General features: G+C 57.2%; 11 protein-coding genes. 4 read left to right on the forward strand and 7 right to left on the reverse strand.

Features of this window, described 5'->3' with window-relative positions; translation table 11 throughout:
- Positions 1-13: 13 nt before the first annotated feature.
- The 4 genes from K3556_RS09155 to K3556_RS09170 all read right to left on the reverse strand — a co-directional run bounded on the left by K3556_RS09155 (position 14) and on the right by K3556_RS09170 (position 4306).
- Entirely contained in the window at positions 14-1045 is a 1032-nt protein-coding gene (locus K3556_RS09155) for an ABC transporter permease (protein ID WP_260516495.1), read from the reverse strand.
- Positions 1046-1165: 120 nt separating this feature from the next.
- A complete protein-coding gene (locus K3556_RS09160) occupies positions 1166-2137 on the reverse strand; it encodes an ABC transporter substrate-binding protein (protein WP_260516496.1) in 972 nt (323 codons plus the stop codon).
- Between the two features lie 202 nt (positions 2138-2339).
- A complete protein-coding gene (locus K3556_RS09165) occupies positions 2340-3518 on the reverse strand; it encodes a M24 family metallopeptidase (protein WP_260516497.1) in 1179 nt (392 codons plus the stop codon).
- 14 nt (positions 3519-3532) lie between these two features.
- Entirely contained in the window at positions 3533-4306 is a 774-nt protein-coding gene (locus tag K3556_RS09170; protein WP_260516498.1) for a GntR family transcriptional regulator, read from the reverse strand.
- Positions 4307-4460: 154 nt separating this feature from the next.
- Between K3556_RS09170 and K3556_RS09175 the strand changes: the two genes are divergently transcribed.
- The 3 genes from K3556_RS09175 to K3556_RS09185 are packed head-to-tail and all read left to right on the forward strand — an operon-like array spanning position 4461 to position 8577.
- Positions 4461-5330 (forward strand): phytanoyl-CoA dioxygenase family protein, encoded by an 870-nt coding sequence (locus tag K3556_RS09175; RefSeq protein ID WP_260516499.1) that lies wholly within the window; start codon positions 4461-4463, stop codon positions 5328-5330.
- Between the two features lie 26 nt (positions 5331-5356).
- Entirely contained in the window at positions 5357-6133 is a 777-nt protein-coding gene (locus K3556_RS09180) for an Asp/Glu racemase (RefSeq protein WP_260516500.1), read from the forward strand.
- A gap of 14 nt (positions 6134-6147) precedes the next feature.
- Positions 6148-8577: an FAD-dependent oxidoreductase gene (locus K3556_RS09185; protein WP_260516501.1), complete on the forward strand. Its 2430-nt coding sequence runs from the start codon at positions 6148-6150 to the stop codon at positions 8575-8577.
- Positions 8578-8687: 110 nt separating this feature from the next.
- On the opposite strand, the gene K3556_RS09190 is transcribed toward K3556_RS09185, so the two are convergent.
- The 3 genes from K3556_RS09190 to K3556_RS09200 form a co-directional block, all read right to left on the reverse strand.
- The gene (locus tag K3556_RS09190) at positions 8688-9659 is read right to left on the reverse strand and encodes a hypothetical protein (RefSeq protein ID WP_260516502.1); all 972 of its coding nucleotides are present in this window, start codon (positions 9657-9659) and stop codon (positions 8688-8690) included.
- A gap of 63 nt (positions 9660-9722) precedes the next feature.
- Positions 9723-9995, reverse strand: coding sequence for a hypothetical protein (locus K3556_RS09195; RefSeq protein ID WP_260516503.1), 273 nt, complete (start codon positions 9993-9995; stop codon positions 9723-9725).
- 33 nt (positions 9996-10028) lie between these two features.
- The gene (locus K3556_RS09200) at positions 10029-12830 is read right to left on the reverse strand and encodes a glutamine-synthetase adenylyltransferase (protein ID WP_260516504.1); all 2802 of its coding nucleotides are present in this window, start codon (positions 12828-12830) and stop codon (positions 10029-10031) included.
- 133 nt (positions 12831-12963) lie between these two features.
- On the opposite strand from K3556_RS09200, the gene K3556_RS09205 reads away from it, so the two are divergent.
- Complete coding sequence (locus K3556_RS09205) at positions 12964-13437, forward strand: YbaK/EbsC family protein (RefSeq protein ID WP_260519212.1); 474 nt, start codon at positions 12964-12966, stop codon at positions 13435-13437.
- The last annotated feature ends 60 nt before the right edge of the window (positions 13438-13497 follow it).

Here is a 13497-nt window from a genome sequence, read left to right on the forward strand (position 1 = left end):
TCTTCTCTCCCGCTCAATGTTTTTGCGCGGCATTGACACGGTCAAGCGCAGCTTTGGTGACGCGGTCAAGGATGATCGCCAGCAAGACAATGCCCAAACCGGACACCAGCCCCACACCCAATTCAAGGTTGCGGATACCGCGCAGGACCAACACGCCCAGCCCCGGTGCAGACACCAGCGAGGCGATAACAACCATCGCAAGGCTCATCATAATTGTCTGGTTCACCCCCGCCATGATGTTGGGAAGCGCCAGCGGGATTTGCACGTTGAACAGCTTTTGCCTGTCCGTCATGCCGAAGCTGTCTGCGGCCTCGATCACTTCTTTGTCCACCAGACGGATGCCCAGATCAGTCAGGCGGATGACCGGCACGATGGCGTAGAGAATAATGGCGATGCCATAGAGCTTTGGCTCCGTAACAGAGAACAAGAAGATCAGCGGAATCAGATAGACAAAGGAAGGGAGCGTCTGGAGCATATCCAGCACCGGGATTGTCATCCTCTGAAGCCGGTCGTTGCGTGACATCGCAATGCCAATCGGCACTCCTATGAGCACACATAAGAAAGCACAGACAAAGATAATTGCGAGCGTCTGCATCGCATGGTCGTAGTGATCGACGAAGGCCAGAAACATCAAGCAGGCTAAGACAAAGCCCACCAATTTGACCGACTTGGAAGCGTAATAAACAATCAGCCCAAGGATCGGCATCATGATCCACCACGGCGTGGCTTCGAAGGTCGCAAGGGCAAAATCCAACATCCAGCTCAGCGGTTGCGTGACCGGATCAAGGATGAAGCGCAATGCATCCTTGGCTGCCAGAAATCCATTCTCAACACCTTTTGTGACATCGCGCGATTGCGCAAATGAACCGCAGGCTTTGTTCAATTCGTCCAGCGACGGAAAAGGGACGTCCAGAACGGAGCCTTTTTCCTCGACACCCGCCTGGGCCAGCAAATCCGCCATTGAAGCAGGTGCGCCGCTGGAACCTCCGCTGTTACACCAATCGCGCAGGCCAAGCCCGTCAAACAGAAAATCGTAGGTCGCCATGATACACTGCCCCTTCCGCCGTGTATGACACGAGGCTAGCCCGTATCATGGAAAATAATGATCACTTTTGAATGTCGCCGGACCAATCACGCGGTCCGACGACACCAAGGGATCGCAGTGTTACTTGATCAACGCTGCCAGCTTTTCGCGTGCAGCGTCATTGATCCAACCCGACCAAATGTCCGAGTTGTTGGTGATGAAGTAAACAGCTGCCTCTTCTGTCGAAGCACCATTTTCGTCGGCCCACGCCAGAACGCTGTTCAACACGTTAATGTCGAAGCTGACGTTTGACATCAGCGCGTCGATGTCGGGTTCACGTTCAGCCAAAGCCGACGTCGCAACAGTCAAGACCGGTGCTGGCGGGAAATCGGATACGCCAGGTGCGTCATTGTCCGCTTGTGCGTTCGCTTTGTGGACAGCTTCGTCGATCGGACCGATTTCAATCTGGGTCATTGGGTATTTGCCAAGAACAGCGGTGGGCGCCCAGTAATAGCCGAACCACGGTTGTTTATCGTCATAGGCAGCCGCAATCGAGGTTGCCAGCGTTTCGCCCGACCCGTGATCAAAGATTTCCATCTTATCACGCAGCCCCAGGGCGGTAATGATGTTGTCGTTCACAATACGACACCCCCAACCAACCGGGCAGTTGTTGAAGCGACCACCGACAAGGTCAGGATTTGCCATGATGTCTTGGACAGTCTTTAGCTCAGGATGAGCTTCTGCCAAGTATGATGGGATCCACCAACCTTCTACGCCACCGGGATCGAACACGGGGGTAAGCTCTTTGACTTTGCCTTCTTCCTTCAGCTTCGCATAGGCTTCGCCGGTCGAGTTCAGCCAGAGCTCGGTCACGATGTCAGGCTCTTGGTTTTCTGACAAAGATGCGACGGCGGTCACGGTTGCAGATGGCACCAGCTCAACTGTGCACCCATAGCCTTGCTCCATAAGGAACTTGGACACGTGGGTAATAATCTGGGATGACGGCCAGTTCATCTCGGTGATCGATACTTCTCCGCAATCAGCATAGGCTGCCGAGCCAGTTGACATTACGGCAACCGCCGCCATGCCTTTTACATTTTTCAGAAACTTCATACTTTTTCCTCCCGTTTACGGTCTGTTTAACGCCCAGTTTTCTTGTTTTCGGTGCTTTCGAGCGCTTTGATGCGTTCCAAAGCTAGATAGCTACCAAGCTTCGATCAATTAGAAATAACTTCATTTAACTTCAGAATTATTGAAGCTTTGATGTTCAAGCCAACTGATTGACCTGGTGCCATTGTTGGTTTCCCCCTTTTTGTTAAGTGATGATTGGCAACTCAAGCGCCGCGCGCTCGGTCAGCAGAGTTGCACCGTTCGCGCTGACGACGATGTTTTCTTCATGGACCATCATGTGCCCGTCACCGTATGACAGCGAAGGCTCGATGGTCAGAACCATGTTTTCTTCAAGGACGGTTCTATCAAATGCGGCATGCGAGGGTTGCTCGGTCAATTGCATACCCAGCCCGTGCCCAAGCCGCCCGATATCTCCGCCCGAACTGTCCATTTCTGAAATCACCGCCGACATCGCCTGAAACAAATCACGACATGTGTTGCCGGGCTTTGCGGATTCGATCCCCGCCTGCGTGGCGCGCCACAACACATCATAAGCCCGCCTGGCATCCTCGCTGGCGTGGCTTATGGCCCAATTGCGATCAAAGTCGCAGAAATACCCATCCCACGTGCAGCCCGTGTCCAGCATCAAGACGTCGCCTGCCCGCAACGGGCGCCGCGAAGGTGGCGAGATCACGTCGGCATAGCCCCCTTGATCGGCGGCCCCTACGAGATAAGGCGCATCATCGGCCCCGCCCCGGATCGCGGCACAGCGGAATTCCCGGAACACGTCTTCCAAGGGCATGCCAGAATGAATGAACTCGGGCACTTTTGCAAAAGTCGCTGACCCAATCCCGCAGATATGTCCCAGTTTTTCGATCTCGGCGGGGGATTTGACCATGCGCAGACCTTGCACCAGCGCTGTTACATCTACGATGTCCAAACCCGGCAGCGCGGACACCAACTGTTCCCAATCACCCAAAGGCATCCGCAAATGCGTCTCATGGCCTTTCATCACCCCGATCTTCGCGCGCTCTTTCGACATGGGGGCAAGAAGGTCTTTCAGCAAGCTAATACCGTCATCCAGCGGTGCTGGCGCGCTCCACGTGCGAATATCCTCGACCCAGCTGCGTCGCATCAGTTCGGCGCCGATTTCGGGGATCACAGCGATGGGTTTGCCGCTGGCGGGAACGTAAACGAACCATGGCCGCGTCGGGCTTTGCCAGAAGAGTGTATGAAAGCCGGTGAAATATCGTAAGTCCTGTTCGCTCATAAGAAGCAAACCCGCCAAATCCGACGCCGCCATCAACGCTTGCGCCTTGGCGGTGCGTTCGCTGAACTCTTTGTCCGGAAATCCCCGTTCGGGTGATGTTGTGGGATCTGGCATGTCGGTCCTGTTCCTTAAATCTGGCCTTGGTTTTGTCTGGTCACGATGGCATGGGCTGAAAATTCAGCCATTTCCCCACGCCAGACCTGGCGGCCAAAACAAAACGGTGCCCCTGTTTCGTCGCGGATCACCTGCTCCAGTTCGATCACCGCATGGCTTGCGGCGATATTTAATAGTTGAGCTTCGCGGGCATAGATGCCGCGCATACGGATCACGATGTCGCCGGTGTTTGCCGAGGTGCCGTAACTCTTCTCAAGAATCTGTGTCGTGGATTGCCGAAGGTCATGTTGTAGAAAGTCGGGGAAACGGCTCGCGATCAGATATTCGGTTTCGATGAAGATCGGATGTCCGCCAGTATGAAAGAGACGTGTGTATTCAACAACTGCACTACCGTCAGGCTGCTCCAGAAGGGACGCAAGCCGTTTGTCGGCGGTGGTTTCGACGGCTTCGACAACTTCGATCTTCAAGTCAACGTCGTTTGTCTGGGCGTTGGTCACGAAGCTGACCATGTTACTGACATTATAGTTAAGCCGCTTGGGCGATACAAAACGACCGCGCCTGTCCGCGTTGTAAACCAGACCCTCGGTTTCCAATGCTTCCAGGGCCCGCCGCCCGGTCATCCGGCTGACGTTGTATTGTTCCGACAGGCTGCGTTCTGAGGGCAGGATATCGTGCTCTTTCAACGCACCTTTGGCGATCCGATTTCGAATGTCATCGGCAATCTGTAGAAAACGAGGGCGTGGCGATGGCTCGCTTTGTCTGGCTTGTTTGCTTTGTTTGTCTAGCAAATTTCAAGTCCTCGAATCACGATCTGGCTGTCAGCGTAGTTGGTATATACCAGTTTGATCAAGAGGTTCCTTTTGTGTTGACAGGTCCCGACCCTTTCTCGTTAACTTAGCAGAATAAAAACTGGTATATACCAGTTAGCGAGAGGAAAGTGCCATGGGCTTGCTGACGCAAGAACAAACAGATTCTTTCTGGCGTGATGGTGTGCTGATCGTCGAGAATGCAGTCAGCCCGGAACAGCTTGCTGACCTGAGGGCGGAGTTCACCTGTTGGGTGGAAGAAAGCCGCAAGCACGAAAGCGATTACGGCGAAACTCTTGACGGGCGGCCCCGCTTCGATTTGCAACCCGGCCATAGCGCCGACACCCCCGGCTTGCGGCGTGTGCAGTCACCCGAAGAGGTGTCGGATGTTTTCGCGCGCACAATGCGTAATGCGGCCACTGTCGATTTCTGCGCCGAACTGATCGGTCCGGGCATCCGGTTTCACCATGGCAAGGTAAACTCCAAACTGCCCGGAACGGCGACGCAGGTGAAATGGCATCAGGATTTCCCGTTCGAGCCGATGACCAATGACGACATGATCACCGCCTTGTTGTTCATCGACGACGTAACGCTGGAAAACGGTCCGCTGGAAGTCCTCCCCGGCACCCACAAAGGCCCAATCCATTCGCACTGGCATGACGGCGTGTTTACCGGCGCAGTGGATGACGAAATAATCGACGCACAGCGCGACAAGATCGTGAAGTGCACCGGCAAGGCAGGATCGGTATGCCTGATGCACGCGAACCTGTTGCACGGATCAGCGCCAAATTTGTCCGACAAACCCCGCACGCTTTACATCGCCACATACTATGCAGAGGATGCAATCGAACTCAGCCCATACCATTTACCCAGTACGCTAACACATGAGTTGGTGCGCGGTGAAGCAAGCGGGCGCGTGCGCTGCACTCCTTATGAGATGGAATTGCCTGCAGTGCCAAAGGCTACGTCCTTCTTTGCGCAACAAGAAGGGGCAGACATGGGCTGAGGCCCTGTTTGTCGAAGCCCGAAACAATGCTTGAAAACGATCACGTCGAAACGCTTGATTTCACCACCGACGAAGGCCTCGGCGGGCGCGCGCGCCTTGGTCTGATCGTGTTGCAAACCGACCAGACCATCGAGCATGAGTTCTCCACCATCTTCGATCAAGACAGCGACGTGGCGCTTTACAAAGCGCGCATTCCCAATGCGATGGATGTCTCGCCCGCCACGCTGCGCCAGATGGCGCTGGACTTGCCGCGCACTGCAGCCTTGTTGCCCCCAAGCTTTGATTTCGACGTGATCGGCTATGCCTGCACGTCAGGAGCAACGATGATAGGCGAGGATCAGGTGGACGCCCTTATTCGCGAGGTTCACCCGGAGGCCAAAACCACCAACCCAATCACCGCGGTAAAAACCGCTCTTGGGACATTGGGGTTAGAGCGCATCGCGCTGGTCACACCCTACCCAGTCGATGTTACTTTGGAAATGCAGGACAACCTGCGGCGCGCCGGGTTTCAGACCAATGCGGTGGCCTCGTTCAATCAATCCGACGATTTCACAGTGGCGCGGATCACCACTGACAGCATTCTGAATGCTGTTCTGCGCATCGGCGCGCGCGATAATGTCGATGGCGTCTTTGTGTCCTGCACCAGTCTGCGCGCCCTGCAAGTGATCGCCAAGGCGGAAGCCGCACTCGGCAAGCCCGTTATCTCCTCTAATCAAGCCCTTGCATGGCACATGATGCGGCTCGCCGGAGTGTCTGACATTCCCTCAAACGCTGGGCGCCTTTTCAGCACCAACATTTCATAGAACAGGACCAATTCATGGCCAAAACTCTTCCCTCCCACGCGCAGGTCGTGATCATCGGTGGCGGCATTCACGGCTGTTCGGTGGCGTACCACCTTGCAAAGGCAGGATGGAAAGACGTGATCCTGCTTGAGCGCAAAACACTGACCAGCGGCACAACTTGGCACGCGGCAGGCTTGGTTGGACAGCTTCAGGGAAGCCATTCGACCACCGCCTTTGCCAGCTATGGCGTTGAGCTTTTGCAGGAAATCGAGGCCGAAACCGGTCAGAACCCGGGCTTCCGCCAATCCGGGTCGATTTCGATCGCGGTGAACGATGAACGACTGGCCGAGTTGAAACGCAAAGCGGACTTCGCATCGCTGTTTGGTGTCGAAGCGCATTACATGGAAACAGCCGAGATCGCCGAGCGCTGGCCCCTGATGAACGCCGAGGGCGTTTTGGGTGGCATCCATATGCCATCGGACGGGTCGGCCAACCCAATCGACTTAACCCAAGCGCTCGCCAAAGGAGCGCGTATGCACGGCGCCAGTATTCGCGAAAACATCAAGGTTAAAGAGGTGTTGACGGCAGGTGGCAAAGTCAGCGGGGTGCGTACCGATCAGGGCACGATCACTGCCGATGTCGTGGTCAATTGCGGTGGCATGTGGGCGCGTGAACTGGGCCGCCAGAACGGCGTGGGTGTGCCGCTTCATGCCTGCGAGCACTATTACCTCGTGACCGAACCTATCCCCGATCTGCCGTCTGATCTGCCGGTGCTGCGGTCTTACTGTGATGGCACCTATTGGAAGGAAGACGCCGGCAAACTGCTTTTTGGTTTCGCGCATTTCCACGCCAAAGCTTGGGCAAAGGATGGCATACCCGACAGCTTTGAGTTCGACAGCCTGCCCTTCGTCGAAGACGATGTGATGGAGGTGCTGGAACTTAGCATGAACCGGGTGCCGATCCTGCAGGAAACCGGCATTCGCACATTCTTTAACGGGCCGGAAAGCTATTCGCACGATGGACGCTTTACGCTTGGCGAAGCGCCGGACCTGAAGGGTTACTATGTGCTCGCCGGGGTCAATTCGACCGGCATTCAATCCGGCCCCGGCGCGGGCAAAGCGCTGGCCGATTGGATCATGGCTGGCCACCCGCCGATGGACCTTGCCGAGATGGACCCCGCCCGCATCGAAGACTGGCAGGCGCGCGATCCCTACCTGCAGGAACGCTGCCCCGAAACGCTGGTGCTGACTTACGCGATGCACTGGCCGGGACGGCAGCGAGAGGCCGCGCGCAACCTACGCCGCACACCGTTTTATCACCCGATGAAGGCTCGGGGCGCCGTCTATACCGAGGCACAGGGCTGGGAGCGTCCCGGCTGGTTCGCCCCGGATGGCGTTGAGCCGAAATACGACTATTCCTTCCACCGCCCCAGCTGGTTTAAATACGCGCAAGCAGAACAAAAAGCCGCCCGTGAAGGCGTGGCGATGATCGACTACTCGATGCTTGGGAAACTTATGGTCGAGGGCCGTGATGCAGAGAGTTTCCTGCAACGGGTATGTACAAATGACATGGCCATGCCCGTCGGACGCGTGGCCTATTCACTGATGCTCAACAAACGTGGTGGCATTGAAAGCGATGTCACGGTTGCGCGTCACAGCGAATACAGCTTTATGGTGATGAGCTCGATCTCGCACACCCGCCGCGACCGCGATCATCTGCAACGTCACATTGCCGCCGATGAAGATGTCCGCCTGCGCGATGCCACAACCGCCCATGCGGTGCTTTCTGTTGCCGGACCAATGGCGCGAGATCTGCTGTCGACGCTGAGCGACGCGAACTTCGACGACGACGCCTTTCCGTTTAACAGTATGCAGCATTTCCACATTGGACATGCCCCCGTCTTCGCCCAGCGTCTGTCCTATACGGGCGAATTAGGTTGGGAGGTTTTCATCACCCCTGATTTTGCTGAACATGTCTTCGAAGTTCTCAGTTCAGCAGGCGAGACATTCGGCCTGCGGCTGGTCGGCGGAGAAGCGCTAAACGCGCTCAGGATCGAAAAAGGATTCCTGCATTGGGGGCACGACATGTCCTATACAGAGGCCCCGCATCAGGTCGGGTTGGGGTTCATCTGCAAGCCAGACAAACCGATACCATTTATTGGACGCGATGCCTTTCTCAGCCGAAAGGCGGCTGGTAAAGGTCCGTTCCTTTGTCATATTAAGCTACAGGAATCCGACCCGCTTCTGCATCATAACGAGCCCGTGTTGAAAGATGGAGAAGTCGTGGGATATGTAGCCAGCGGTGCCTTCGCCTATGCGCAAAATGCCTCTGTCGGCACCTGTTTCATCACCTCAAACGACAAGAACTCGATCCCGAACGGCGATTATGCAGTGGTTGTCGAAGGCCAAACGATACCAGCTACTCTTGGCCTGAAGGCTTTCTCGACACCACAGACCTCGGGATAGCTGTGCCCCACTGCAATAACCCGCACTTGACCTTGCACGGTCTTAAATTTGGGAAAACTCAGAGGCGAGAAGGCTTCAAATGACGGTTAAATCCAGCCCGCCACACGACATTAGTCATCTTGCTGCCGTTTTGAAATCTCTGTCGCATGGTGGCGACCGCAAGTCTTGTGACACCCGATCGAAAAACAGGGAGTAGCCTTTGTTGGCAGGCCACTATCGGCCATCGACATACGGTTTTTTGCCAACACATCTTGCAGCATCTTTGCGCTGATTTTCGGCTTAAATCGGATGCCAGCAAAATAGGTATTTCGCCACATCACCTGCCCCGTCGCCTTGTGACCACAGAAATAGAGATCGACCCGAAGTCCAACCGTATGCTCCGGTGCCACTTCAACCTTCATTCCGCTTCTGTTGACATCCAAAATTTGGGTGACGGAACAGTTGTCGCCATAGGTGACCAGCAGTGGCGTTCGGCACAGCAAGCGCGCCTCCCTGCCCTTAAGGCTCCAGCGAATAACGAGCATAGTAAGCGCAACCATTGCGATTACTGCGACTGCTGACGCGGTCATTTTGGCAGGCGTGGCGTTAAGTATAGTCGACGTCGCAACACGTCCGAGATGCCTTGCCGGAACTATAGGTTTTGCACCCTCGCCAGACGAAACCTGGCTGCTTTGGCGGCACCCGAAAATCGGTTCGAGGCGCTGTAAAGTCAGGTCTAACTGCGGCAAGTATTGTTCAAGATCGCGAATAACATTTTCAGGATCACCCTGCGCGCGTCGGGTCTCCTGTCCCAGCAAGGTAATCGCCGACTGCAATTCGCCAATTACCCGCCCTTGTTTGTCGTTAGCATTGGTCTTTGCTACTCGTTTCAATTGCGAAGACAGTGATGACAATTGGGCCGCTATTGCAGATGGATCACCCGCGATACCGGCCGCGCCCAGCTGTTGCTGTGTCAATCGGAGATTGGTGATGGCATGACAGACTTGTGCGTCGCCGGCGACGGCACAGCTTCCAATGACCGAGAGCACAAATGCCATCAGAAATACTTGGATGTTATTGGTGGTCGAAATGCGATTGGCCATTACAAACGGAAGCCTGACAGAAGTCCGTTTCTAATTTGCTAACTCGCGCAGTGACGAAAAGGCTTAGCCCAACCGCCCCTTACGACCACCACGTCGTTTCGGGGTCGCCGCTTCCTCCAGTGCCAACCGCATCACCTGCGTCATCGGATGCTCTGGGGCGTCCGTACCATAATGGTCCAACAGTGCTGTAATACGCTCGCCCTGCGCCATCGCATGGTCGTCGAACAACGCCCAATCCAAAAAAATGGATCGGCATTCCTCGATCCGGATCCCGTCGATTTGATAGCTTTCACGGATCAGCCCACGCGGGTCGATGGCTTTGATGAGATCAGTCATAACATCTCCTCGGCACCCGCCGCCGTGCCGGTACTAACCGGGTGGCGACGCCAGCACCTCGTCTATGGCAAGGGCGGCGGCCCGCGCCTTATTCTCTAAATCCTCAACCAGTGCCGCCTCACTTTCGGCACCGGTTTCACGCAAGAGCAAGTCCTGCCCGCCGCGTCCCAGCGCGTCAAGGTCCAACGGACCATCCGACAACAGCTTCGAGGCCGCTTGCAGACGCCACATCAGATCATGACTGTCCGACATGGCGCGCCCCTGTGCGTCAGAAAACCACCCCGAAGCGACACCTTGCGCGATTTGGGACGCGGGGTCGCGCGCTGTGTCATGCGACAAAAGCGCGGCGGCCTGAGCGACCAGTTCCACATCCTGTAGATGGCCAACCCCCAGTTTTGCGTCCAGTGCACCGCCGCCGGTTTTGGCCTCGGCAATTCGGTTGCGCATGTCGATCACATCGGCCACCACCTTTGCGGGGTCGCGATCGAAGGCCATCACCTCGGCGCGCGCGGCCTCATAGGCGGCGGCCACGCTGTCCGGGCCGGTAACGACGCGGGCCCGGGTCAGGGCCAGATGTTCCCAGGTCCAGGCTTCGTCCTTTTGATAGGCGCGGAAGCTGTCGATCGACGTGGCCACCGGGCCCTGCCGTCCCGAGGGGCGCAGGCGCATATCAACCTCGTATAGCCGCCCTTCCGCCATCGGGGCTGACAGCGCCGTCAGGAAAGCTTGCGTCAGGCGGGCATAATATGTGCGGGTCGCCAATGGGCGGCGGCCGTCCGACATGTCTTCGCCTTCAGGGTCATAGATCATGATCAGATCAAGGTCCGAGGTTGCGGTCAGGCTGCGCGCGCCCAGCGACCCCATGCCAATAATCGCAGCCCCTGCGCCGGGCGGATTGCCATGTTTCACCGCAAAATTATCAACCACCACGGGCCAGATTGCGCGGATCACGGCATCGGCCAGATCAGTATATTGGGTCCCGGCTTCACGCGTCGGGATCAGGCCGCGCAACAGGTGCACGCCGATACGGAAGTGCCATTCTTTCATCCAGCGCCGCGTGCCATCCAGCCGTGCCTCGTAATCCGGCAAGGTCTCTAATCGGGCAACGAGCTGTGCGAACAGCGCTTCCGCGCCGGGCCAGTCTTCAAAAAATCCGCCGCCAATGACGGCGTCCAGCACCTGTGCATTGTGACCCAGATAAGCGGCCAGCGCGGGGGCTGTGGCGGCGATGTCGACGATCAGATCCACCAGTGTAGGGTTCGCTTCGAACAGCGAAAACAATTGTACCCCGGCAGGCAGGCGCGACAGGAACCCATCGAATTGGATCAGCGCGTCATGCGGGCGTGGGGCATCCGCCAGACGGGCCAGCAGGTCCGGTTTCAGCCGGTTGAAAATCTCAACCGCGCGGGCAGACCTCAGGCAGGGATAGGTTTCCCAGCGACGCACAATTTCGGCCTCTGCCTGGTCCAGTTCGCGCGTGTCGGCCGCAGTCCCGTCTGGCGCAAAGAAGCCCTCGGTGACCGAGTGCACCTCGGCCAAGGCGTCGTGGATGCGCGATTTCAGGGCACCTGTGTCCCCTTCCCCCATCATCCGCGCCAGCCGATCAAATCCGCCCTCGGTCGACGGCAGCTTGTGTGTCTGCGTGTCCCGCATCATCTGAACGCGGTGTTCAACTTCGCGGTGGAACCGATAGTGACCCGTTAGGATTTGCGCCACGTCATCAGGGATCCAGCCCTTGCTGGCCAAAGCTGCAAGCCCGTCGACCGTGCCACGCTGGCGCAGGCCCTCATCCCGTCCTCCGGCAATGATCTGCCGTGTTTGGGTGAAAAACTCGATTTCGCGAATGCCGCCGCGCCCAAGTTTCATGTCATGGCTGTCGAGCGTGATATCACCATGCAGCCCTTTGTGTTCACGAATGCGCAGGCGCATGTCATGGGCATCTTGAATGGCCGCAAAATCCAGATGTTTGCGCCAGATAAACGGTCTGAGCCGGGTCAGATAGGCATTGCCCGCCGCGATGTCGCCGCCACATGGGCGGGCTTTGATGTGGGCCGCGCGTTCCCATGTTCGTCCAAGGCCTTCATAATACCGCTCGGCCGCCTCCATCGAGACGCAGACAGGCGTCACTGCCGGATCGGGGCGCAGCCGCAGATCGGTGCGGAACACATACCCATCCGCCGTCAGCTCGGACAGCATTGCGCTCATCTTGCGGGTGGCGCGGATGTGGCTGGCGCGCGCCTCGTGGAAGTCATCACCTTCAAATTTGCTGTCATCAAACAACATGATCAGATCGATATCCGAGCTGTAATTCAGTTCATGCGCGCCCATCTTGCCCATCGCCAGCGCCACCATGCCGCCCGAATTCACGATGTCATCTTCGGTCATCCCGGGCAGCTTGCCGCGCCGGATTTCCTGCCCGACCTGAAATTGCATGGCCGTGTTGGTCGCTCGGTCCGCCAGATCAGTCAATGCACCCGTGACCTGTTCCAGACAATACACCCCAGCCAGATCAGCAAGCCCGGCCAGCAAGGCCACGCGCTGTTTGGCGATACGCAAACTTGCACGTAAGGCGCTGTCGCTGGCTTCGGTCGCCACAATCTCGGCCAGAGCGGCCGCGATCGCATCCTCGGGGGCACCAGCCAACGCGGTGCGTAGCCAGTCGGCCTGTTTCTCCATCAACCCCTTCAGATAAGGCGCGCACCCTGCGGTCCCTGCCAACACCTCGCGCAGGTCCGGCGATAGATCCGCGAACAGCGCCTCAATCTCGGCCGCCGGTTCGGCTTCGAAGGCAATGGGACAACGGGTGATGCGGTTGGTAAAGGAGGTGTGACTCATGCCTGCAAATTGCGCATTGGGCGGGGGCGGGTCAACTGGCGACTGCGATCTGCGGCAATTGTGCCGGTTGGCCCTTGCCCACGGCATGTCATTGGTTAACGTGCCCCCAATCCGAACTGAAAAGGACCAAGACATGTCGAAAAGCCTGAAGCGCGTACAGACTGCCCTGATCGACCTTGGACTTAAGACCGAGATTCACGAGATGGCGGACGGCACCCGCACCGCCGCCGATGCGGCCCAAGCTGTGGGGTGCGAGATTGATCAGATCGCCAAATCGATCATCTTTCGGGGCCTACGCAGTGGGCATGTGGTTCTGTTTTTGACGGCGGGCGGTCATCAGGTTGATGCGGACAAGGCTTCGGCGCTGGCGGACGAGCCGTTGGGCAAGGCGGACGCCAAGCTGATCCGGGACGAGACCGGCTTTGCGATTGGTGGTGTTTCGCCGGTGGGACTATTGCAACCGGTGCGGGCCTTTTATGATCCGCGCCTGCTGGCTTTTGATAAAGTTTGGGCGGCAGCAGGCACACCGCGCCATGTGTTTGCGGCCCCACCCAACGAGCTCATTCAAGCCTGCGGCGCGCAGCTCGGCGACTTCGTCACCCGCTGACCAGCATCCAAAGACGTCGTCTGCGGGTATGAGGGATATTCGTCACTTGCATATGCAAGT

The organism is Aliiroseovarius sp. M344, from assembly GCF_025140835.1.
Taxonomy (GTDB): domain Bacteria; phylum Pseudomonadota; class Alphaproteobacteria; order Rhodobacterales; family Rhodobacteraceae; genus Aliiroseovarius.

Excerpts from the sequence above, each read along its gene's own strand:
- K3556_RS09155 (WP_260516495.1), bottom strand. The coding sequence starts at position 1,045 with ATGGCGACCTACGATTTTCTGTTTGACGGGCTTGGCCTGCGCGATTGG.
- K3556_RS09185 (WP_260516501.1), top strand. The coding sequence starts at position 6,148 with ATGGCCAAAACTCTTCCCTCCCACGCGCAGGTCGTGATCATCGGTGGC.
- K3556_RS09180 (WP_260516500.1), top strand. The coding sequence starts at position 5,357 with ATGCTTGAAAACGATCACGTCGAAACGCTTGATTTCACCACCGACGAA.
- K3556_RS09190 (WP_260516502.1), bottom strand. The coding sequence starts at position 9,659 with ATGGCCAATCGCATTTCGACCACCAATAACATCCAAGTATTTCTGATG.
- K3556_RS09200 (WP_260516504.1), bottom strand. The coding sequence starts at position 12,830 with ATGAGTCACACCTCCTTTACCAACCGCATCACCCGTTGTCCCATTGCC.
- K3556_RS09160 (WP_260516496.1), bottom strand. The coding sequence starts at position 2,137 with ATGAAGTTTCTGAAAAATGTAAAAGGCATGGCGGCGGTTGCCGTAATG.
- K3556_RS09195 (WP_260516503.1), bottom strand. The coding sequence starts at position 9,995 with ATGACTGATCTCATCAAAGCCATCGACCCGCGTGGGCTGATCCGTGAA.
- K3556_RS09175 (WP_260516499.1), top strand. The coding sequence starts at position 4,461 with ATGGGCTTGCTGACGCAAGAACAAACAGATTCTTTCTGGCGTGATGGT.
- K3556_RS09205 (WP_260519212.1), top strand. The coding sequence starts at position 12,964 with ATGTCGAAAAGCCTGAAGCGCGTACAGACTGCCCTGATCGACCTTGGA.
- K3556_RS09165 (WP_260516497.1), bottom strand. The coding sequence starts at position 3,518 with ATGCCAGATCCCACAACATCACCCGAACGGGGATTTCCGGACAAAGAG.